This window comes from Pseudomonas sp. HS-18, assembly GCF_020401845.1.
In the GTDB taxonomy this organism is placed as follows: Bacteria; Pseudomonadota; Gammaproteobacteria; order Pseudomonadales; family Pseudomonadaceae; genus Pseudomonas; species Pseudomonas nitroreducens.
This window is the reverse complement of record NZ_CP084413.1, coordinates 876,282-897,392: the sequence shown is the minus strand read 5'-3', so window position 1 is coordinate 897,392 and position 21,111 is coordinate 876,282. Positions and strand designations below refer to the sequence as shown.

Below are 21,111 nucleotides of genomic sequence, written 5' to 3'. Positions count from 1 at the left end.
ATGCGTATTTCCCTGCTCGTCCTGCGCACCGCCTGCTTCTGCCTGGGCCTTGCGGGCGCCATCGCCCAGGCCCAGACGTTGCGTGTCGCCACCCTGGAATGGGCGCCCTACGTCGGTAGCGACCTGCCGGGCAACGGGCTGGCCAGCCGCATCCTCAACGAAGCCCTGGCGCTCAATGGCGACAAGGCCGAACTGGTGTTCCTGCCCTGGCAGCGGGCGCTCAACGAAACCCGCGAGGGCCGCTTCGACGCGCTGATGCCGGCGTACCTGTCGCCCGACCGCCGCCAGGATTTCTACACCTCGATGCCGCTGCTGGACTCCCAGCTCGGCTTCTTCCGCCGTCGCGACCGCGCCCTGCCGATCAACCCCCGCGACCTCGATACCCTGCGCCCCTACCGCATCGGCGTGGTGCGCGGCTACGTCAACCAGGAGCGCTTCGACAGCGCCGACTTCCTCAACAAGGACGTGGTCAGCAGCGACTGGCAGAACCTGGAAAAACTCCTGCGCGGGCGCATCGACCTGGCCGTGGTGGACCGTTACACCGGCTACCAGTTGCTCAGCCAGAACGCCCCGGCGCTGCGCGAGCAGCTGGAGTTCGTCGACCCGCCGCTGGAGGTCAAGCCGCTCTACGTGCTGGTGCCGAAGAAGCGCGCCGAAGGCGAAGCCCTCGCCGCCAGCCTCGACCGCGGCCTGCGCACTCTGCGCCGCAGCGGCCGACTGCAGCAGCTGATTGCCGAGGCACGCCTGGAAACCGCGATGAATACCCGTGAAGTCGCCGCACACCCGCTGGCCGAACAATTGCCAGCCGCCGGCGAGCAGCACGGTGCGGCATCGGCACCCAAGGTGGCGCCCGCCCTGTTGAGCTGGCAGGCGAGCCTGCTCTGACGCAGCGTCCAGCGCTTCTGCGGTTTTTGTCACAAGGCGTTGCCGCGCTTGCAGCGACAGGATTTTCACGCAGAAGCTGTAATATCCTCCCGCGGCTCTCCGTCGCAGGATTCGACGGAGAGCGCCCCCGGCAGTCAGGTCGCGCCTTATAATGGTCGGCCCGGCCGTTCACCTCGTTGTCAAACAGGCTTCTCATGGAATTCAACCCGATCGACCTGATTCTCCACCTCGACAGCTACCTGTCGCTGGCGGTAGCCAACTATGGCACATGGATCTACGCCATCCTCTTCCTGGTGATCTTCTGCGAGACCGGCCTGGTGGTGACGCCCTTCCTGCCGGGCGACTCGCTGCTCTTCATCGCCGGTGCCATCTGCGCCGCCGGCGGCATGGACCCCTGGCTGCTCGGCGGCCTGCTGCTGCTCGCGGCGATCAGCGGCGACAGTACCAACTACGTGATCGGCCGAACCCTGGGCAAGCGCCTGTTCAGCAACCCGAACTCGAAGGTCTTCCGCCGCGACTACCTGGACCAGACCCACGCCTTCTACGAGCGCCACGGCGGCAAGACCGTGACCCTGGCGCGCTTCCTGCCCATCGTGCGCACCTTCGCGCCCTTCGTCGCCGGCATGGCCTACATGCCCTACGCGCGCTTCCTGTTCTTCAGCGTGGCCGGCAGCATCGCCTGGGTCGGCGGCCTGGTGACCCTGGGCTACTTCTTCGGCAACGTGCCCTTCATCAAGCAGAACCTCTCGGTGATGATCATCGCCATCATCGCCTTCTCCCTGGTACCCATGCTGATCGGCTTCATCCGCCACAAGATGCGCCCATCGGCCAAGGCCCAGCCAGGCGAGCACTGATCCGCCCATGTGGTCGTTCAGCGCCTGGCGCCGCCGGCGCTTCCTCGCCCGCTATCCGCTCGACGCCCAGCTCTGGGAGCAGGTGCGGCGGCAGCTGCCGATCCTCGACGGCCTGAGCGAAGAGGAACTGCGCCGGCTCGGCGAGCGGGCGCTGCTGTTCCTGCGCGACAAGCGCCTCTCGCCGCTGCCCGGCATCGAACTGGACGACTACCGCCGCCTGCTGCTCGCCACCCAGGCCGAGCTGCCGCTGCTGCACCTGCCGGACCTGAACTGGTACAGCGGCTTCCATGAGCTGGTGCTCTACCCCGACGACTTCGTCAGCCCGCAGAAACACCGCGACCCCGCTGGCGTCATGCACGAATTCGACGACGAGCGCGCCGGCGAAACCTCCCTGCAAGGCCCGGTGATCCTTGCCTGGCCCGGCGTGGAGAGCGGCGGTGGCTGGGACGCCTACAACCTGGTGATCCACGAGCTGGCGCACAAGCTCGATATGCTCAACGGCGACGCCAACGGCCTGCCGCCACTGCACCGCGACATGCGCGTCACCGACTGGGCTGCCGCCATGCAGGCCGCCTACGACGACATGAACCGCAAGCTCGACCGCGATCCGCAGGCGCACACCGCCATCGACCCTTACGCGGCCGAGAATCCTGCCGAGTTCTTCGCCGTCACCAGCGAGTACTTCTTTACCGCTCCGGACCTCCTTCAGGCGGCCTATCCCAAAGTCTATGAGCAGCTTTCGCTGTTCTACCGGCAAGATCCGCTCTCGCGCCTGCACCGGCTGCAAGCCGAGCACCCCGAATATCAGGAAACTCGGGCGCACTAGGCGATGTCTGTGGCTTGGACACGGCAATCTGCCTATAATCCGCCGCACTTTTTCGGCCCGACCACTATCTGGAGTCGTCCATGAGCTACAGCAGCATCCCGGCTGGCAAAGACCTGCCGAACGACATTTACGTCGCCATCGAGATCCCGGCCAACCACGCGCCGATCAAGTACGAGATCGACAAGGACACCGACTGCCTGTTCGTCGACCGTTTCATGGCCACCCCGATGTTCTACCCGGCCAACTACGGCTTCATCCCGAACACCCTGGCCGACGACGGTGACCCGCTGGACGTGCTGGTCGTGACCCCGTATCCGGTCGCTCCGGGCTCCGTGATCCGCGCCCGTCCGGTTGGCGTGCTGAACATGAGCGACGAAGCCGGCGGCGACGCCAAGCTGATCGCCGTACCGCACGACAAGCTGACCGTCCTGTACAAGGACGTGAAGGAATACACCGACCTGCCGGCCCTGCTGCTGGAGCAGATCAAGCACTTCTTCGAGAACTACAAGGATCTCGAGAAGGGCAAGTGGGTGAAGGTCGAAGGCTGGGGCGACGCCGCCCAGGCCCACGACTACATCACCAAGGCCGTCGCCGCCTTCCAGGCCAAGTGATGGTCGCGGGGTAGCCCCCGCCGCGAAGAAGCCCCGCCACTGCGGGGCTTTTTTGTGACCGGGATTAGGCTTTTCGTCCCGACTTTGCTACCATGCGCGCCCCGCACGCAGTCCCCTGCGTTGCCACAGAATCAAGGCGGCCCGCCCTACCAGAAGTAAGGTTGGACCACCCCCTGAAAGCCGGCCACAAGCCGGCTTTTTTAATGCCTGCGAAAAAGCCTCAGCCCATGTCAGACCGCTCGCCAGCCAATGCGCCGCTGTCACCAGGCAGGCATAAGATCAAGCTATCCCCTCGCCGGTTGCACCGACATGACACGCCTCTCGCCACTTTACGTTGCCTTGCTCATGGCAGCGCCACTGCTGACATGCAACCCGGCCTGGGCGCAGGCGCAAGACTGGAAACTGGCGAGGAACGAAGATGGCGTGCAGGTTTACCTTCGCGACGTGCCCGGCTCCCGCTACAAGAGTTTCCGCGGGGTGACCCTGGTGAAATCCGACGTCGCCACCCTCGGCCACCTGCAGGAGAACCTGCGCGTCTCCTGCGCCTGGCTCTACGCCTGCGCGCAGATGCGCCTGCTCAAGTACAGTGACGAGGCGATCTGGGTCTACCTCGACACCAAGCTCCCGTGGCCCGCCGCCCCGCGGGACCTGGTGCTGAAGGTGAGCACCGAGGAAACCGCGGACGGCGGCATGATCCGCCACCTGCAGGCTGCGCCGGACTATCTTCCTCCGGTGAAGGACCGCATACGCGTACCCAATGTTTCCGGCACCTGGCAGATGGTCCCCAAGGGCCCGAAGCTCACCGAAGTCACCTACGAAATGCGCGGCGAACCCGGCGGCAGCGTGCCGTCCTGGCTGGCGAACCAGTTCGTGGTCGATGCTCCATTCGAGTCGCTGCGCATGCTCAGGGTGGTGGCGGAGCATCAGGGCGTCCGCGACGGCGGCTATTAGAAACCGGTCCGAAAGCGCCGCCGGCAACGGTTGTGCAGTCGCCGGCGGCCTGACCGAAGATTTGCCCGCAAAGCCCGTCTCTGCTAGTGTCGCGAGGTTTCCGAATACCCCCGCCGAGATGTCCGCATGGCCCGCAAGAAAGCTTCCCTCGACTTCGAACAGTCCCTCGCCGAGCTGCAAACGCTGGTGGAGCGCCTGGAAAGCGGCGAGTTGTCGCTGGAGGACTCGCTGGGGGCCTTCGAGCAGGGCATCCGCCTGACGCGCGACTGCCAGGCGGCGCTGACCCAGGCGGAGCAGAAGGTGCAGATCCTGCTGGAACGCGATGGCGAACTGAGCGAAGCGCCCTTCGATCCGGAAGGCGAAGACGCATGATCGCCGGGTACCAGGCGCGCTGTACGGCGCGTGTCGACGCTGCGCTGGAAAAACTCTTCGTCGCCCCCCGTGAAGAACTCACCCGCATCTACGCCGCCATGCGCTACAGCGTGGTCAACGGTGGCAAGCGCGTGCGCCCGCTGTTGGCCTACGCGGCCTGCGAAGCACTGGGCGGCGACGCCGAGCGGGCGGACGGCGCTGCTTGCGCAGTGGAGCTGATCCACGCCTATTCCCTGGTGCACGACGATCTGCCGGCGATGGACGACGACGACCTGCGTCGCGGCCAGCCGACCACCCACATTGCCTACGACGAGGCCTGCGCGATTCTCGCCGGTGACGGCCTGCAGGCACTGGCATTCGAGGTGATCGGTAACGCACAGCTCAATCCGCAGGATGCCCAGACCCGCTTGGACATGCTGACGATCCTCGCCCGCGCCGCCGGTTCGGCCGGGATGGTTGGCGGGCAGGCGATCGACCTGGAGTCCGTGGGCCGCAAGATCGACCAGGCCGCACTGGAAACCATGCACCGGCACAAGACCGGCGCGCTGATCGAGGCCAGCGTGCAGCTCGGCGCCCTCGCCAGCGGCCGCGCCAACACCGATGCGCTGCAAGCCCTGCGCCGCTACGCCGAGGCGGTGGGCCTGGCGTTCCAGGTGCAGGACGACATCCTCGACGTGGAAAGCGACACCGCCACCCTCGGCAAGACCCAGGGCAAGGACCAGGCCCACCACAAGCCGACCTACCCCGCGCTGCTCGGCCTCGACGAAGCGAAGGCCTACGCCCTCGCCCTGCGCGACCAGGCGCTGGCGGCGCTGGAAGGCTTTGGCGATAGCGCCGAACCGCTGCGCGCCCTCGCCCGCTATATCGTCGAACGCCGCAACTGATTCCCCGGCACGCGCATTGCGTGTGCAAATCCCCTGATTCATCCATTGCGATGACCGCTCGCCGGTGCTTCACTGCATTACAGGGATTTCGTATACCATATCCGACAACAGCCACCTGACCGGACTGCATCGTGCCGCTACGCAACGCCCCCAACCTGGGTATCGTCCCCTCCGCCTCGGAGACCATCGCCAAGCACCTGCGCGAGGCGATCATTTCCGGCCAGATGGCAGAGCACGAGCCGATCCGCCAGGACGATATCGCGCAGATCTTCAACGTCAGCAAGATTCCCGTGCGCGAGGCGCTCAAGCGCCTGGAGGCCGAGGGGCTGGTGGAGTTCCAGCGCAACAAGGGGGCGCTGGTGACGAAGATATCCGAGCCGGAACTGGCGCAGATGTTCGAGGTACGGGTCGTTCTCGAAGCCCAGGCGATCCGCCTGGCGGTGCCGAACATGACCGCCGAGACCTTCGAGCGCGCCGAGCGCATCTGTGCCGAGTTCGTCGGCGAGGACGATGTCGGCCGCTGGGCGGAACTGAACTGGGAGCTGCATGCCTGTCTCTATGAACCGGCACAGCGGCCCTACCTGGTTGGCCTGATCCGCTCCATCCATGACAAGCTCGAACGCTACCTGCGCATGCAGATGAGCCTGTCCTCCGGCAAGGATCGCGCGGATCACGAGCACCACGACATCCTCGACGCCTGCCGCGCCGGCGATGGCGAGCTGGCCGCGCGCCTGCTGGAAGAACACATCAACGGTGTCTGCCGCACGCTCTACGAGCACCTGCCGAATCGGCCGACACCGAGCTGATCGAAAAGACCCGCTGTGCCGATTTCATCATCGGCCCGGCGGAAAACCCTCAAGCTCCCATCCCCGCTCCGCGCCACCCTAGGGTCAACCACAAGACCACCTCAGGGGGCAGCATGAAACGCATCCAGGTTCTCGATTCCCACACCGGCGGCGAACCCACGCGCCTGGTGCTCGACGGCTTTCCCGAACTGGGCAAGGGCAGCATGGCCGAACGCCGTGCGCTGCTGGCCAGGGAGCACGACAGCTGGCGCGCCGCGACCGTGCTGGAGCCGCGCGGCAGCGATGTGCTGGTCGGCGCACTGCTCTGCGAGCCGGTGGACCCGAGCGCCTGCGCCGGGGTGATCTTCTTCAACAACACCGGTTACCTGGGCATGTGCGGCCACGGCACCATCGGCCTGGTCGTCTCGCTGGCGCACCTGGGGCGTATCGGCCCCGGCACGCACAAGATCGAGACGCCGGTGGGCACCGTCGAAGCAACCCTGCACGACGACCGCTCGGTGAGCGTGCGCAACGTCCCTTCCTATCGCTACCGCAAGCAAGTGCCGGTGCAAGTGCCCGGCCATGGCCTGGTGCACGGCGACATCGCCTGGGGCGGCAACTGGTTCTTCCTGATCGCCGATCACGGCCTGCGCGTCGCCGGCGACAACCTGGACGAACTGACTGCCTACACCGTCGCCGTGCAGAAGGCGCTGGAAGACCAGGGCATCCGCGGCGAAGACGGTGGCCTGATCGATCACATCGAGCTGTTCGCCGACGATCCCGATGCGGACAGCCGCAACTACGTGCTCTGCCCCGGCAAGGCCTACGACCGCTCGCCCTGCGGCACCGGCACCAGCGCCAAGCTGGCGTGCCTGGCCGCTGACGGCAAGCTCGCCGCCGGCGACGCCTGGCGCCAGGCCAGCGTGATCGGCAGCCAGTTCGAGGGCCGCTTCGAGTGGGTCGGTGAGCCTGCCGAGGGGCGCATCATCCCGACCATCCGCGGGCGCGCCAACATCAGCGCGGAAGCCACCCTGCTGCTGGAAGAAGACGACCCGTTCGCCTGGGGCATCCGTTCGTGAGCGATGCGGACATCATCGTCATCGGCGCCGGCATCGTCGGCGCCGCCTGCGCCCACGCCCTCGCCCGCCGCGGCCTGGACGTGCTGGTGCTGGATGCGCGCCTGCCCGGCGCCACCGCCGTCGGCATGGGCCACCTGCTGGTGCTCGACGACAATGCCGCCGAACTGGCGCTGAGCAACTACTCGCTGCAGCGCTGGCGCGAGTGGGGCCACGACATGCCCGCCGAATGCGCGTACCGCAGCAACGGCACGATGTGGCTGGCGGCCAATGACGAAGAGATGGCCGAAGCCGAACGCAAGTTCGCCGTGCTGCGCGAGCACGGCATCGCCGCAAGACTGCTGAACAGCGCGGAGCTGCAGCAGGAAGAACCCGAGCTGCGCAGCGACCTGCACGGCGGGCTGGAGATCACCGGTGACGGCATTCTCTACGCGCCGCGCGCCGCCGCGTGGCTGCTGGAGTCGGCGCTGAAACCGATCCGCCAGCGCCAGGCCAAGGTGGTGGAAATCGACGAACCCCGCGTGCGCCTGGACGACGGCCAGTGGCTGAGCGCCAAGGCCATCGTCCTGGCCAATGGCATCCAGGCCACGCAGCTCTGCGCCGACCTGCCCATCGAGCCGAAAAAAGGTCATCTGCTGATCACCGACCGCTACCCCGGCAAGGTGCGCCGCACGCTGGTGGAGCTGGGCTACGTGACCAGCGCGCACAACGCCAGTGGCCCATCGGTGGCCTGCAACATCCAGCCGCGCCCGACCGGCCAGTTGTTCATCGGCGCCTCGCGGCAGTTCGGCACCACCGACCCGCAGGTGGAAGGCTGGATGCTGGCGAAGATGCTGCGCCGCGCTGTGGACTACATGCCCGGCCTGGCCAACCTCAACGTGATCCGCAGCTGGGCCGGCTTCCGCGCCGCCAGCCCGGACGGCATGCCGCTGGTGGGCGAACATCCGCAGCGCCCCGGCCTGTGGCTCGCTGTCGGCCACGAAGGCCTGGGCGTAACCACAGCGCCGGGCACCGCCGACCTGCTCGCCGCGCAGCTGTGCGGCGAACCGTTGCCGCTGCCGACCGAACCCTATTCCCCGCGCCGCTTCCTCGGAGCCACCACCCATGCCTGACCTGACTCTTGACGGCCGCCCACTGCGTGTCGTCGCCGGCACCACGGTGGCCGCCGCGCTTGCCCTGGGCGGCGACGGCACCACACGCACCTCGGTCAGCGGCCAGCGCCGTGCGCCGCTATGCGGCATGGGCATCTGCCAGGAGTGCCGGGTCATCATCGACGGCCAGCGCCGCCTGGCCTGCCAGACCCTGTGCCGCGAGGGCATGCAGGTGGAGACGCGCCCATGAGCGAGTCCGTCGATATCCTCATCATCGGTGCCGGGCCGGCGGGCCTGTCCGCCGCTCTCGCCGCCGCCCCCAGCGGCGCGAGCACCGTCATCCTCGACGACAACCCGCTGCCTGGCGGGCAGATCTGGCGCGACGGGCCCAATGCGCACCTGCCGCGCGCCGCTCTGCAGCTGCGCGAAAAAGTCGCCGCCTGCGCCAACATCAGGATTCACAGCGCCACCCGCGTGGTGGCCCTGGCCGGCGAACGCGGCCTGCTGCTGGAAGACTTCCAACGTGGCTGGCGGCTGGATTACCGCAAGCTGATCCTCTGCACCGGTGCCCGCGAACTGCTGCTGCCCTTCCCCGGCTGGACGCTGCCCGGCGTCACCGGTGCAGGCGGACTGCAGGCACTGGTGAAAGGCGGCGTACCGGTGGACGGCCAGCGCGTAGTGATCGCCGGCAGCGGCCCGCTGCTGCTCGCCAGCGCCGCGACCGCCCGCGCCAACGGCGCGAAGATCCAGCGCATCGCCGAACAGGCCTCGTGGTCTGCGTTGGCCAGCTTCGCCCTGAAGCTGCCACGCTGGCCGAACAAGCTGCTGCAGTCGTTCGGCCTGTACGACCCGGCCTACCGTGCCGACAGCCATATCGTCGCCGCACTGGGGACAGATCACCTGGAAGGCGTGCGAATCAGCCAGGGTGGCAAGCTGAAGGAAATCGAATGCGACCGGCTGGCCTGCGGCTTCGGCCTTATCCCCAATGTGCAGCTCGGTCAGGCGCTGGGCTGCGCGGTGGACGACGGTGCGATCCACGTCGACGCCTGGCAGGCGAGCAGTCGCGACGGCATCTACGCCGCGGGCGAATGCACCGGCTTCGGCGGCTCGGAGAAGGCCCTGGTGGAGGGCAGCATCGCCGGCCACGCCGCCGCGGGTGAACACGACCGAGCCCGCGAGCTCTGGTCGCAGCGCCAGCGTTGGCAGGGCTTCGCCGCCGCACTGAAGAAGGACTTTGCCCTCGACCCGCGCCTGAACCAGCTCGCCCAACCGGACACCCTGGTCTGCCGCTGCGAAGACGTGCCCTACTCGGCACTGGCGGGCAAACCGGACTGGACCGCCGCCAAGCTCGCCAGCCGCTGCGGCATGGGCGCCTGCCAAGGCCGTGTGTGCGGTGCGGCAGCCAAACAGCTGTTCGGCTGGCAACCGCCGGCGCCGCGTCCTCCCTTCAGCCCGACGCGGGTGGAAACCTTGCTGCAGCTCGCCGAAGACTGAGCTCCAACCGGATCACTCGTAGGGCGGATAAAGCGGCACGCTTTATCCGCCACGCCCACCTGCGTACGTGGCGGCCGGCGGATAACGCCCGAGGCGTTATTCGCCCTACGAGTTGACAGCGTCCCGCCATCTCGCCACCTTGCAGCGTACCTTCCGCCATGTTCCGACAGCCGACTCGCCTCCCGATGCACGACCTGATTCCCCAGGGCGCCCGCGACCTGGATAGCCTGCTGCAGACCCTTGCGCAGATTTCCCCGCTGCTCGATGCCATGCCCGGCGTGGTGTTCTTCATCAAGGACACCGCGGCGCGCTACGTGCTGGTCAACCAGACCCTGGCGCGGCGCTGCGGTGTGAAGGATGCCCGCGAGCTGCTCGGGCGCACCGCCGAGGAGGTCTTCCCGTCGCGCTTCGGCCCGATCTACACCGAGCAGGATCGCCGCGTACTGGAAACCGGCGGCCAGCTCAGCGATCAGCTGGAGCTGCACCTCTACCCCGGCCGGCTGCCAGGCTGGTGCCTGACCCACAAGCTGGCGCTGCGCGATGCGCAAGGCGCCGTGATCGGCATGGCGGGAATTTCCAGCGACCTGCAGGCGGCGCAATCCACGCATCCCGCTTACCAGCGCCTGGCGGCAGTGGACGCCTATATCCGCGAACACTTCGACAAGCCGATCAACCTTGCCGAGCTGACCGAGCTGGCCGGCCTCTCCGTCGCCCAGCTGGAGCGCCACTGCAAGCGCATCTTCCAGCTCACGCCACGGCAGATGATCCACAAGGCGCGCCTGGGTGCCGCCACGCGCCTGCTCGGCGAGGACCTGCCGATCACCGAGATCGCCCTGCGTTGCGGCTACACAGACCACAGCGCCTTCAGCCGGCAGTTCCGCGCACTGACCGGGCTGTCGCCGACGCAATATCGCGAGTCGCAGGTCGCGCCCAACTGACGAAACCTGTAGTGCCCCATGCGCGCCATCGCTGGCATGGGCTGAGGGGCTCCTCCTCTACAAGTGCCCCCTCACCCTAACCCTCTCCCGCAAGCAGGAGAGGGGACCGTTCTGAGCAGCATGAGACCCCAGCGTCAGCCGGCACGATCTGCCCCCTCTCCCTCAGGAGCGGGGCGCGTAGCCAGGGCTGGGGAGAGGGGAAAGCAGGCACGAACTTTCCCGCAGAAGACAGTTGCTCCCACAACGAACATCAACGCGCACAGCTTCCCGAGTGCTCCCATACGGGGCAGCGAAACACGCTCCTGCTTCATTTGGTAACAGCGCTCGGAACGCACCTACAGCCAATTCGAAGCACCCTGTAGCCCTGATCCCACCAATAACAGGCCTCGCGACTGATCGGTCATGCCCGGGCCATTTCTGGCACATGCCTTGCTCTAAGAAATATCGTATACGAAATCCATAATACAAAATCGCTGCACAACACTGACTCAGAGAGGCCCCCATGAAATTCTCCCGAATTGCGCTAGCCCTCACCGCTGTGTTTCTCGTCGGCCAGGCCCAGGCCGACAAGCTCGACGACATCATTGAATCCGGCAAGCTGCGCTGCGCCGTCACCCTGGACTTCCCGCCGATGGGTTCGCGCGATGCGCAGAACAACCCGGTCGGCTTCGACGTGGACTACTGCAACGACCTGGCGAAAGTCCTCGGTGTTACCGCCGAAGTCGTCGAGACGCCCTTCCCGGATCGTATCCCCGCGCTGGTATCCGGCCGCGCCGACGTGATCGTCGCTTCCACCTCCGACACCCTGGAGCGCGCCAAGACGGTCGCCATGACCATCCCCTACTTCGCCTTCCAGATGGTGGTGCTGACCCGCGAGGACACCGGCATCACCCAGTACGAGGACATCAAGGACCGCCCGGTGGGCAACACCAGCGGTACCTATGAAGCCATCGCTCTGGAGAAGGACGTGAAGAAATGGGGCGGCAAGGGCTCCTTCCGCGCCTACCAGAGCCAGAACGACACCATCCTCGCCGTCGCTCAGGGTCACATCGACGCCACCGTGGTGACCAACACCGTCGCCGCCTCCACCCTGAAATCCGGCAAGTACAAGGGCCTGAAGGTCGTCGGCAACGCGCCCTACGTGATCGACTACGTGTCGCTGGCCGCCGCGCGCAACGAGTACGGCCTGATCCACTACCTCAACCTCTTCGTCAACCAGCAGGTCCGCACCGGCCGTTACGCCGAGCTGTACGAGAAGTGGGTCGGCGGCACCCCGGTCGACCTCACCGTTCCCCACGTGTACTACTGACGGCGGGCGCAACATGTCTTCGATTCAGGCTTCAAGGGTGCGGGACTTACGCCTAACAGGGCGGGTCCTGATGGGGGGTAGCGCCGAAGGGGCGCTACTCCATGCCGACACCGGGCTGAGCTTCTGGGGAGGCGTCGAGCCTTTCACGGGCGAGGTCATCGACCGCCACCATCCGCTCTCCGGCAGCTTCCTGCCCGGGCGGGTGCTGGCGATTCCCAGCGGACGCGGCTCCTGTACCGGCAGCAGCGTGATGCTGGAAATACTGCTCAACGGCCATGCGCCGGCAGCCCTGCTGCTGGCCGAGCCGGACGAGATCCTCACCCTCGGCGTGCTGGTGGCGCAGGCGTTGTTCGGCCGCTCCATACCGGTGCTGTGCCTGGGCCACGAGGCTTTCGAGCAGTTGTCCACGGGCGGCTGGGCCCGTATCGAAGACGGACAGGTAACACTCACCGCCGAGCGCCCTGCCGATAGCTGGCAGGGCGTGATGGCCAGCGATGCCGGCCCCTTGCCGGAAGGCCTGGCGCTCACCGCCGGCGACCATGAACTGCTCGATGGCCTGCACGGCAAGGCCGCCCAGGCCGCCATGCAGATCGTCCTGCGCATGGCCGCGCTGCAAGGCGCGAAAGACCTGCTCGACGTCGCCCAGGCGCACATCGACGGCTGCATCTATACCGGCCCCGCCAGCCTGCGCTTCGCCCGCCAACTGGCGGACTGGGGCGGCAAGGTGAAGGTGCCGACCACCCTGAACTCCATCTCCGTGGATCACCGCCGCTGGCGCGAGCTGGGCGTCGACAAGGCCTTCGGCGAGCCCGCCGCCGCGCTGGGCGATGCCTACATGGAGATGGGCGCGCAGATGAGCTACACCTGCGCGCCCTACCTGCTGGACAGCAAGCCGAGCCTCGGCGAACAGGTCGTGTGGGCCGAGTCCAACGCCGTGGTCTACGCCAACAGCGTGCTCGGCGCGCGCACCCTGAAATACCCGGATTACCTCGACATCTGCATCGCCCTCACCGGCCGTGCGCCGAACGTCGGCAGCCACCGCGACGAGGGTCGGCTGGCGACCCTGCGGATCGACGTCGAGCTGCCGGCCGACCACGACGAATCGATCTTCCCGCTGCTCGGCTATCACATCGGCGAGCTGTGCGGCACGCGCATCCCGGTGGTCGACGGCCTGCAGCCGCTGGCGCCGGACAGCGATGCGCTGAAAGCCTTCGGCGCAGCCTTCGCCACTACCTCCGCCGCACCGATGTTCCACATCGCCGGCGTTACGCCGGAAGCGCCGGACGTCACCACCGCACTGGGCGGCAAAGCCCCGCTGCAACACCTGCGCGTCACGCCGGCGGATCTGATCGCCTCCTGGCGCGAGCTGGACCACGCGGCAGAACCCAGCGTGCAACTGGTGTCGCTGGGCAACCCACACTTCTCCGCCAGCGAGTGTGCCGAGCTGGCCAGGCTGGTCGCCGGGCGCCGCAAGCATCCGGGCGTCGCGCTGGTCGTCGCCCTCGGCCGCGTCGTGCAGGAAAAGGCCCGCGCCGCCGGCGACGTGAAGGTGCTGGAAGACTTCGGCGCGCAACTGCTCAACGACACCTGCTGGTGCATGATCGGCGAGCCGGTGATTCCGCCGTCCTGCACCACGCTGATCACCAATTCGGCGAAATACGCCCACTACGGTCCGGGCCTGGCCGGGCGCCAGGTGCATTTCGGCAGCCTTGCCGCCTGCGTCGAGGCAGCCTGCAGCGGGCGCGGTGACGGTGGCGTCCCGAGCTGGCTGAGCGAGGGGGTGCGCTGATGTTCAACTACAGCTTCCACTGGCGCTCCGCCTTCAAGGCCCTGCCGGACATGCTCGGCGGCGCCTGGGTAACCCTCGAAACCGCCGCGTTGTCGATGATCCTCGGCGTGCTCATCGCGCTGCTGCTGACCGTCATGCGGCAGATGAAGAACCCACTGATCAAGGGCTTCGCCGACACCTGGGTATCGATCGCGCGCAACACCCCGTCGCTGTTCCAGATCTACATCCTGTACTTCGGCCTGGGCTCCTTCGGCCTGCACGTCAGCTCCTGGGTGGCGCTGCTGGCGGGGATCACCTTCAACAACGCCGGCTACCTCGCGGAGAACTTCCGCGGCGGCCTCAAGGCCGTGCCGGACACCCAGATGCGCGCCGCACGCTCGCTGGGCATGAGCGCCTTCCAGGCGTACCGGATGATCATCGTTCCGCAGCTGCTGCGCATCGTCTATTACCCGCTGACGAACCAGATGGTCTGGGCGGTGCTGATGACGTCGCTGGGCGTGGTGGTGGGCCTGAACAACGACCTCACCGGCGTGACCCAGGACTTCAACGTGCGCACCTTCCGCACCTTCGAGTACTTCGCCCTGGCCGCGGTGCTCTATTACCTCATCGCCAAGGTCATCGTGGTGGTCGCCCGCCTGCTGAGCTGGCGACTGTTCCGCTACTAGGAGAAGCACGCATGTTTTCCACGAGCTTCACCGTCAATGACCTGATGTTCCTGCTGCAAGGGGCCTGGGTCACCGTCAAGCTGACCGTCGGCGCCATGCTCATCGGCACCCTCGCTGGCGTCGTGCTGGGCTGGCTGCGCGCCACCCTGCCGCGCGCCACGATGCCGGTCGGCTGGTTCCTCGACATCTTCCGCAGCGTGCCGCTGCTGATCCAGTTCGTGCTGTTCAACTCGCTGAAAAGCATCGTCGGCCTGAACTGGAGCGCCTTCACCGTCGGCTGCCTGGTGCTGGGCGTGTACGCGGCGGCGTTCTGCACCGAGATCATCCGCAGCGGCATCCTCGCCGTCGGCCCGAACATCCGCCGCGCCAGCCGCTCGCTGGGCCTCAGCTACTGGCAGGACCTGCGCTACATCGTGCTGCCGCTGGCCGCGCGGGTGGCCTTCCCCGGCTGGCTGAACCTGGTGCTGGGGGTGATGAAGGACACCGCGCTGGTCATGTGGATCGGCATCGTCGAACTGCTCCGCGCCTCGCAGACCATCGTGACGCGCATCCAGGAACCCCTGCTGGTGCTGTGCATCGCCGGGGTCATCTATTACCTCATGAGTTGGGTCGTGGCGCGCCTCGGCGCCCGGCTGGAACAAAGGTGGCAGGAAAATGATTGAAATCGACAACGTGCACAAAGCCTACGGCGATCTGGAAGTGGTCAAGGGCGTCAGCCTGACCGTGAAGAAAGGCGAGGTGGTCTCGATCATCGGCGGCTCGGGTTCGGGCAAGTCCACCCTGCTGATGTGCATCAACGGCCTGGAGCCGATCCAGCGCGGCAAGATCCGCGTCGACGGCATCGAGGTCCACGCCAAGACCACCGACCTGAACAAGCTGCGGCAGAAGATCGGCATCGTCTTCCAGCAGTGGAACGCCTTCCCGCATCTGACCGTGCTGGAGAACGTCATGCTCGCCCCGCGCAAGGTGCTCGGCCTGTCCAAGGAAGAGGCCGAGGCGATGGCGGTGAAGCAGCTCAAGCACGTCGGCCTGGGCGACAAGCTCAAGGTGTTCCCGCAGAAGCTCTCGGGCGGGCAGCAGCAGCGCATGGCGATCGCCCGCGCGCTGGCCATGTCGCCCGACTACATGCTGTTCGACGAAGCCACCTCGGCACTCGACCCGCAACTGGTGGGCGAGGTGCTCGACACCATGCGCCTGCTCGCCGAAGAGGGCATGACCATGGTGCTGGTGACCCATGAGATCCGCTTCGCCCGCGATGTGTCCGACCGCGTGGCGTTCTTCCGCGAGGGGCTGGTACATGAGATCGGCACGCCGGAGCAGGTGATCGGCAATCCGCAGCGGGCGGAGACGGCGGAGTTCCTCCGTTCGGTGAACTGACAAGAGCCCCTCACCCTGACCCTGGCTGCGCGCCCCGCTCCTCAAGCGGGAGAGGGGACTGATCGGTGCAGGATGAAACCACAGCATCAGCCGGCACGGCCTGCCCCCTCTCCCTCTGGGAGAGGGCTGGGGTGAGGGAGGCCGGGCTCCACAACGTAGGGAGAAAGACAATGCGTTCGAGCAAGATCATCCACGTCGTCAGCTGCCACGCCGAAGGCGAGGTCGGCGACGTCATCGTCGGCGGCGTCGCCCCGCCGCCGGGCGATACCGTGTGGGCACAGTCGCGCTTCATCGCCAGCGACAACACCCTGCGCAACTTCGTCCTCAACGAACCGCGCGGCGGCGTGTTCCGTCACGTGAACCTGCTGGTCCCGCCGAAGGACCCGCGGGCGCAGATGGCCTGGATCATCATGGAGCCGGCGGACGTGCCGCCCATGTCCGGCTCCAACTCGCTGTGCGTCAGCACCGTGCTGCTGGACAGCGGCATCCTGCCGATGCAGGAACCGCAGACGCGCCTGACCCTGGAAGCGCCGGGCGGCCTGATCGAAGCCGTGGCCGACTGCAAGGACGGCAAGGTGCAGCGCGTGGAAGTGCGCAACCTGCCCTCCTTCGCCGACCAGCTCGATGCCTGGATCGAAGTGGAAGGCCTCGGTTCGCTGCAGGTGGATACCGCCTACGGCGGCGACAGCTTCGTACTGGCCGACGCGCACGCGCTGGGCTTCACCCTGCACGCCTCGGAGGCCGCCGACCTGGTTGCCACCGGCCTGAAGATCACCCAGGCGGCAAACCAGCAACTGGGCTTCAAGCACCCGGAAAACCACGACTGGGCGCACATCTCCTTCTGCCAGCTGACCGCGCCGGTGGAGCGCATCGACGGCGTGCTGCACGGCCGTAACGCCGTGGTCATCCGCCCCGGCAAGATCGACCGCTCACCCTGCGGCACTGGCTGCTCGGCACGCATGGCGGTGCTGCATGCCAAGGGCCAGTTGAAGGACGGCGAGCGCTTCGTCGGCCATTCGATCATCGATTCCAAGTTCCACTGCCGCATCGACGGCCTCACCAGCGTCGGCGGCAAACCGGCGATCCACCCGTGCATTTCCGGCCGCGCCTGGATCACCGGCACCCACCAGCACCTGCTCGACCCGAGCGATCCCTGGCCCGAAGGCTATCGGCTCTCGGATACCTGGCCCAACGGTTACTGATTTCCCCTTTCAACCCTGATTCGCCGCGTAGCGGCACCCGACGACGAAATGCTGCGGGATTTCCTTCAGACGTTTCGTATACGAAATACGACAATTGGAGAGCAACATGAGCAAGAAGGTCAATTGGAGTGGCGTGTTCCCCGCGGTGACCACTCAGTTCAACGATGATTTCTCGGTCAACCTGGAAGCCACCCACAAGGTGATCTCCAACCTGGTGCGCGACGGCGTCTCGGGCCTGGTGGTGTGCGGCAGCGTGGGCGAGAACACCTCGCTGACCATCGAGGAGAAGATGGCCGTCACCGAAGTCGCCAAGGACGCCTCCGGCGGCCGCGTACCGGTGATCTGCGGCATCGCCGAGTTCACCAGCCACGGTGCCTCGCAGGTGGCCAAGGCGGTGCAGAAGGTCGGCGTCGACGGCATCATGGTGATGCCCGCGCTGGTCTACTCCTCCAAGCCCCATGAAACCGCCGCGCACTTCCGCAGCGTGGCCACCAGCACCGACCTGCCGGTGATGGTCTACAACAACCCGCCGATCTACAAGAACGACGTCACCCCGGACATCCTCATCTCCCTGGCCGACTGCGAGAACATCGTCTGCTTCAAGGACAGCTCCGGAGACACCCGCCGCTTCATCGACGTGCGCAACGAAGTGGGCAACCGCTTCATCCTGTTCGCCGGGCTCGACGACGTGGTGCTGGAAAGCATCGCGGTGGGCGCCGAAGGCTGGATTTCCGGCATGTCCAACGTCTTCCCGCAGGAAGGCGAAACGATCTTCCGCCTGTGCAAGGCCGGTCGTTACGAAGAGGCCATGCCGATCTACGAATGGCTGATGCCGATCCTCCACCTCGACGCCCGCCCGGATCTGGTGCAGTGCATCAAGCTCTGCGAAGAAATCGCCGGCCGCGGCACCGCCCTCACCCGCCCGCCGCGCCTGGCGCTGCAAGGCGCGGACCGCGAGCACGTGGAGACAATCATGGCCAAGGCACTGGCGAATCGGCCGAAGTTGCCGGATGTCGGACTCTGAGTGGAGATTGAACCACCCTCACCCTAACCCTCTCCCAAGGGGAGAGGGGACCGTGCGTACCCGCTAGAACTCCCGTGTTCGCCGGTACGCTCACGGTTTCCGAGCACCGTGCCAGCCGGCCAACTCCAGCGTCACCGGTCGCACGATCTGCCCCCTCTCCCTTCGGGAGAGGGCTGGGGTGAGGGGCTTTCGTTCCTCGCCTGCACTTTTCCACCAGAGAGCCCGCCCATGACCGCCCAGAACTTCATCGCCGGCCAACGCATCGGCACCGGCAGCATCCGCCTGCAGAGCCTTGACGCCAGCACCGGCGAAGCACTACCGCGCGAATTCCTCCAGGCCACCGAGGCCGAAGTCGACGCCGCCGCCCGCGCCGCCGAAGCCGCCTTCCCGGCCTACAACGCGCTGCCGGCGGAGCGCCGCGCGCAGTTCCTCGACGCCATCGCCAGCGAACTGGAAGCCCTCGGCGACGACTTCATCGCCATCATCTGCCGCGAGACGGCCCTGCCCGCCGCGCGCATCCAGGGCGAACGGGGCCGCACCGCCAACCAGATGCGCCTGTTCGCCAAGGTGTTGCGTCGGGGCGACTTCCTCGGCGCGCGCATCGACCGCGCCCTGCCGGAGCGCAAGCCGCTGCCACGCCCGGACCTGCGCCAGTACCGCACCGGCGTCGGCCCGGTGGCCGTGTTCGGCGCCAGCAACTTCCCGCTGGCCTTCTCCACCGCCGGTGGCGACACCGCTGCCGCGCTGGCTGCTGGCTGCCCTGTCGTGGTGAAAGCCCACAGCGGCCACATGGCCACTGCCGAATGGGTCGGCGAGGCGATCACCCGCGCAGCCGAATCCACCGGCATGCCGGCCGGCGTATTCAACATGATCTACGGCGCCGGCGTCGGCGAGCCGCTGGTCAAGCACCCGGCGATCCAGGCGGTCGGCTTCACCGGCTCGCTCAAGGGCGGCCGCGCACTGTGCGACCTGGCCGCCGCGCGCCCGCAGCCGATCCCGGTATTCGCCGAGATGAGTAGCATCAACCCGGTCCTCGTGCTGCCCGCCGCCCTGGAAGCGCGCGGCGAGAAAATCGCCCGCGAACTGGTGGACTCAGTAGTCATGGGCTGCGGCCAGTTCTGCACTAATCCCGGCCTGGTGATCGGCATCGCCTCGCCGGCGTTCAGCCTGTTCACCGCCAACCTGATCGCCGAGATCGGCCAGCGCCCAGCGCAGACCATGCTCAACGCCGGCACTCTGAAAAGCTACGAGAAGGGCATCGCCAAGCTGCTCACCCACCCCGGCCTGCGCCACCTCGCCGGGCACCCGCAGGAGGGCCGGCAGGCGTTCCCGCAACTGTTCCAGGCCAAGGCCAGCCTGCTGCTGGAAGGTGAAGAGCTGCTGCAGGAAGAAGTCTTCGGCCCGACCACCCTCGTTGTCGAAGTGGCTGACGAGGCCGAACTGCGCCTCGCGCTGGACGGCCTGCACGGCCAGCTCACCGCCACGCTGATCGCCGAGCCGGGCGACCTCACACACTTCGCCGCCCTGGTGCCGGTGCTGGAGCGCAAGGCCGGGCGCCTGCTGATCAATGGCTACCCGACCGGTGTGGAAGTCTGCGACGCGATGGTCCATGGCGGGCCATATCCGGCGACCTCCGACGCGCGCGGCACATCAGTCGGCAGCCTTGCCATCGACCGCTTCCTGCGCCCGGTGTGCTACCAGAACTACCCGGATGCGCTGCTGCCAGACGCATTGAAGGACGCCAACCCGCTGGGCATCGCGCGGCTGGTGGATGGCGAGACGACACGCAACGCCGTGACTCGCTGAGGGTTCGTCGGCGCGGGAGTGAACTGTCGGCCAGTCCCGCACCGATGCTCAGCCCCGGCCTTGCGCCGGGGCTTTTTTATGCGCGCCTACAGGGAAGTGCCGTTACTCCAGCAGCTTGCGCAAGTCGGCATACAGCGAATCGCTGATCTCTACGCCCTCTTTCAGGCTGCGTTCGCGCGCTGCAAAGCGCCGCTGCGACGGCAGGCGCGCGCCCATGTCGACGATGGACTCGAACAGCGTCTCGGCCCGCGCCAGGTGCTGCGGCGCTTCGGCGCCGAGGAAGCGCGCCGGGTCGATGGCGATCAGCAATTCGCCGTGGTACGGCGAGGACTTCGTCCCTTCGTCGAACACCGTGGACTCGGCACTGGTCAGGTCGCCGATCAGCGGGCCGGCGATCAGCTCGACCATGGTCGCCAGCGCCGAGCCCTTGTGCCCGCCAAAGGTGAGCATGGCGCCGTCGAGCACGGCGCTTGCGTCAGTGCTGGGGTTGCCCTGCGCATCGATCCCCCAGCCCAGCGGAATCGACTTGCCCTCGCGCTCGTGCAGCTGGATTTCCCCCCGAGCCACGACCGTGGTGGCGAAGTCGAAGACATAGGGGTTCTGCCCGGCGCGCGGCCAGCCGAAGGCGATGGGATTGGTGCCGAACAATGGCCTCTTCCCGCCGGCCGGCGCCACGTAAGCCTGGGCCGGCGTAACGGCCAGGGCCACGAGGCCGTGGGCGACGATCCGCTCGATCTCCACCCACAGCGCCGAAAAGTGCACGCAGTGGTTCACCGCCATCGCGGCGATACCCTGGCTGCGCGCCTTCTCCACCAGTTTCGGCAGCCCCAGATCGAAGGCGCACTGCGAGAAGCCACCCTTGGCGTCCACCCGCACCAGCGCCGGGGCCGGTTCCGACAGCTCCGGCACGGCATCGAGCGAGACCTTGCCGGCGCGCGCCGTATGGATGCAACCGAGCAGGCGCCAAACACCGTGGGACGTACAGCCATCACGCTCGCCGGCCAGCACAGTCTCGGTCACGCCCTGCACATGGGGCTCGCTGAAGCCATGGCGACGCAGGATCGCCTCGGACAATTCGCGCAGTTCTTCCAGACTCAGTCGGGTCACGCCATGCTCCTCGATTGCTACAAAAGGCTGCGGCAAACCGCCGCCGGTCGGTCATCGTGCCTACA

At 67.0% G+C, this 21,111-nt stretch carries 22 protein-coding genes; 21 read left to right on the top strand and 1 reads right to left on the bottom strand.

What is annotated here, in order from left to right; genetic code table 11:
• From LDJ84_RS04295 to LDJ84_RS04195, 21 genes are all read left to right on the top strand, one after another.
• Positions 1 to 885, top strand: a complete 885-nt coding sequence (locus LDJ84_RS04295; RefSeq protein WP_065086596.1) for a substrate-binding periplasmic protein — start codon at positions 1 to 3, stop codon at positions 883 to 885.
• 194 nt (positions 886 to 1,079) lie between these two features.
• Positions 1,080 to 1,739, top strand: coding sequence for a DedA family protein (locus LDJ84_RS04290; protein ID WP_024764672.1), 660 nt, complete (start codon positions 1,080 to 1,082; stop codon positions 1,737 to 1,739).
• Positions 1,740 to 1,746: 7 nt separating this feature from the next.
• The gene (locus tag LDJ84_RS04285; protein ID WP_226045950.1) at positions 1,747 to 2,565 is read left to right on the top strand and encodes a zinc-dependent peptidase; all 819 of its coding nucleotides are present in this window, start codon (positions 1,747 to 1,749) and stop codon (positions 2,563 to 2,565) included.
• An 80-nt stretch (positions 2,566 to 2,645) separates the two neighbouring features.
• Positions 2,646 to 3,176: an inorganic diphosphatase gene (gene ppa, locus LDJ84_RS04280; protein WP_017521720.1), complete on the top strand. Its 531-nt coding sequence runs from the start codon at positions 2,646 to 2,648 to the stop codon at positions 3,174 to 3,176.
• 345 nt (positions 3,177 to 3,521) lie between these two features.
• On the top strand, positions 3,522 to 4,127 hold the full coding sequence (locus LDJ84_RS04275; RefSeq protein WP_024764670.1) for an START domain-containing protein: 606 nt from the start codon (positions 3,522 to 3,524) through the stop codon (positions 4,125 to 4,127).
• 126 nt (positions 4,128 to 4,253) lie between these two features.
• Entirely contained in the window at positions 4,254 to 4,499 is a 246-nt protein-coding gene (locus LDJ84_RS04270) for an exodeoxyribonuclease VII small subunit (RefSeq protein ID WP_024764669.1), read from the top strand.
• On the top strand, positions 4,496 to 5,383 hold the full coding sequence (ispA, locus tag LDJ84_RS04265; RefSeq protein WP_024764668.1) for a (2E,6E)-farnesyl diphosphate synthase: 888 nt from the start codon (positions 4,496 to 4,498) through the stop codon (positions 5,381 to 5,383). Before LDJ84_RS04270 ends, ispA begins: the two co-directional genes overlap by 4 nt.
• Positions 5,384 to 5,514: 131 nt before the next feature.
• Positions 5,515 to 6,189, top strand: a complete 675-nt coding sequence (locus tag LDJ84_RS04260; RefSeq protein ID WP_024764667.1) for a GntR family transcriptional regulator — start codon at positions 5,515 to 5,517, stop codon at positions 6,187 to 6,189.
• Positions 6,190 to 6,302: 113 nt separating this feature from the next.
• On the top strand, positions 6,303 to 7,247 hold the full coding sequence (locus LDJ84_RS04255; protein WP_226045949.1) for a 4-hydroxyproline epimerase: 945 nt from the start codon (positions 6,303 to 6,305) through the stop codon (positions 7,245 to 7,247).
• Positions 7,244 to 8,356, top strand: coding sequence for an NAD(P)/FAD-dependent oxidoreductase (locus LDJ84_RS04250; protein WP_226045948.1), 1,113 nt, complete (start codon positions 7,244 to 7,246; stop codon positions 8,354 to 8,356). Before LDJ84_RS04255 ends, LDJ84_RS04250 begins: the two co-directional genes overlap by 4 nt.
• Positions 8,349 to 8,585, top strand: a complete 237-nt coding sequence (locus LDJ84_RS04245) for a (2Fe-2S)-binding protein (RefSeq protein WP_024764664.1) — start codon at positions 8,349 to 8,351, stop codon at positions 8,583 to 8,585. The genes LDJ84_RS04250 and LDJ84_RS04245 overlap by 8 nt, the downstream gene beginning before the upstream one ends.
• Positions 8,582 to 9,829: an FAD/NAD(P)-binding oxidoreductase gene (locus LDJ84_RS04240; RefSeq protein ID WP_226045947.1), complete on the top strand. Its 1,248-nt coding sequence runs from the start codon at positions 8,582 to 8,584 to the stop codon at positions 9,827 to 9,829. Before LDJ84_RS04245 ends, LDJ84_RS04240 begins: the two co-directional genes overlap by 4 nt.
• A gap of 158 nt (positions 9,830 to 9,987) precedes the next feature.
• Positions 9,988 to 10,767: an AraC family transcriptional regulator gene (locus tag LDJ84_RS04235; protein ID WP_084358087.1), complete on the top strand. Its 780-nt coding sequence runs from the start codon at positions 9,988 to 9,990 to the stop codon at positions 10,765 to 10,767.
• A gap of 502 nt (positions 10,768 to 11,269) precedes the next feature.
• The gene (locus LDJ84_RS04230; RefSeq protein WP_024764662.1) at positions 11,270 to 12,076 is read left to right on the top strand and encodes a transporter substrate-binding domain-containing protein; all 807 of its coding nucleotides are present in this window, start codon (positions 11,270 to 11,272) and stop codon (positions 12,074 to 12,076) included.
• A 70-nt stretch (positions 12,077 to 12,146) separates the two neighbouring features.
• Positions 12,147 to 13,865 carry an aconitase X gene (locus LDJ84_RS04225; protein WP_226045946.1) on the top strand — a complete coding sequence of 573 codons (1,719 nt, stop codon included), beginning with the start codon at positions 12,147 to 12,149 and terminating at the stop codon, positions 13,863 to 13,865.
• The gene (locus LDJ84_RS04220; RefSeq protein WP_226045945.1) at positions 13,865 to 14,530 is read left to right on the top strand and encodes an amino acid ABC transporter permease; all 666 of its coding nucleotides are present in this window, start codon (positions 13,865 to 13,867) and stop codon (positions 14,528 to 14,530) included. Before LDJ84_RS04225 ends, LDJ84_RS04220 begins: the two co-directional genes overlap by 1 nt.
• Positions 14,531 to 14,541: 11 nt before the next feature.
• Complete coding sequence (locus LDJ84_RS04215) at positions 14,542 to 15,192, top strand: amino acid ABC transporter permease (protein ID WP_024764660.1); 651 nt, start codon at positions 14,542 to 14,544, stop codon at positions 15,190 to 15,192.
• Positions 15,185 to 15,907 carry an amino acid ABC transporter ATP-binding protein gene (locus LDJ84_RS04210; RefSeq protein WP_024764659.1) on the top strand — a complete coding sequence of 241 codons (723 nt, stop codon included), beginning with the start codon at positions 15,185 to 15,187 and terminating at the stop codon, positions 15,905 to 15,907. The genes LDJ84_RS04215 and LDJ84_RS04210 overlap by 8 nt, the downstream gene beginning before the upstream one ends.
• A gap of 170 nt (positions 15,908 to 16,077) precedes the next feature.
• The gene (locus LDJ84_RS04205; RefSeq protein ID WP_065086605.1) at positions 16,078 to 17,109 is read left to right on the top strand and encodes a trans-3-hydroxy-L-proline dehydratase; all 1,032 of its coding nucleotides are present in this window, start codon (positions 16,078 to 16,080) and stop codon (positions 17,107 to 17,109) included.
• A gap of 106 nt (positions 17,110 to 17,215) precedes the next feature.
• Entirely contained in the window at positions 17,216 to 18,133 is a 918-nt protein-coding gene (locus LDJ84_RS04200; RefSeq protein WP_024764657.1) for a dihydrodipicolinate synthase family protein, read from the top strand.
• 228 nt (positions 18,134 to 18,361) lie between these two features.
• Complete coding sequence (locus LDJ84_RS04195; protein ID WP_226045944.1) at positions 18,362 to 19,939, top strand: aldehyde dehydrogenase (NADP(+)); 1,578 nt, start codon at positions 18,362 to 18,364, stop codon at positions 19,937 to 19,939.
• A 102-nt stretch (positions 19,940 to 20,041) separates the two neighbouring features.
• Here LDJ84_RS04195 and LDJ84_RS04190 read toward each other — a convergent pair whose 3' ends face one another.
• Positions 20,042 to 21,046, bottom strand: coding sequence for an Ldh family oxidoreductase (locus LDJ84_RS04190; protein ID WP_024764655.1), 1,005 nt, complete (start codon positions 21,044 to 21,046; stop codon positions 20,042 to 20,044).
• Between the last annotated feature and the right edge of the window lie 65 nt (positions 21,047 to 21,111).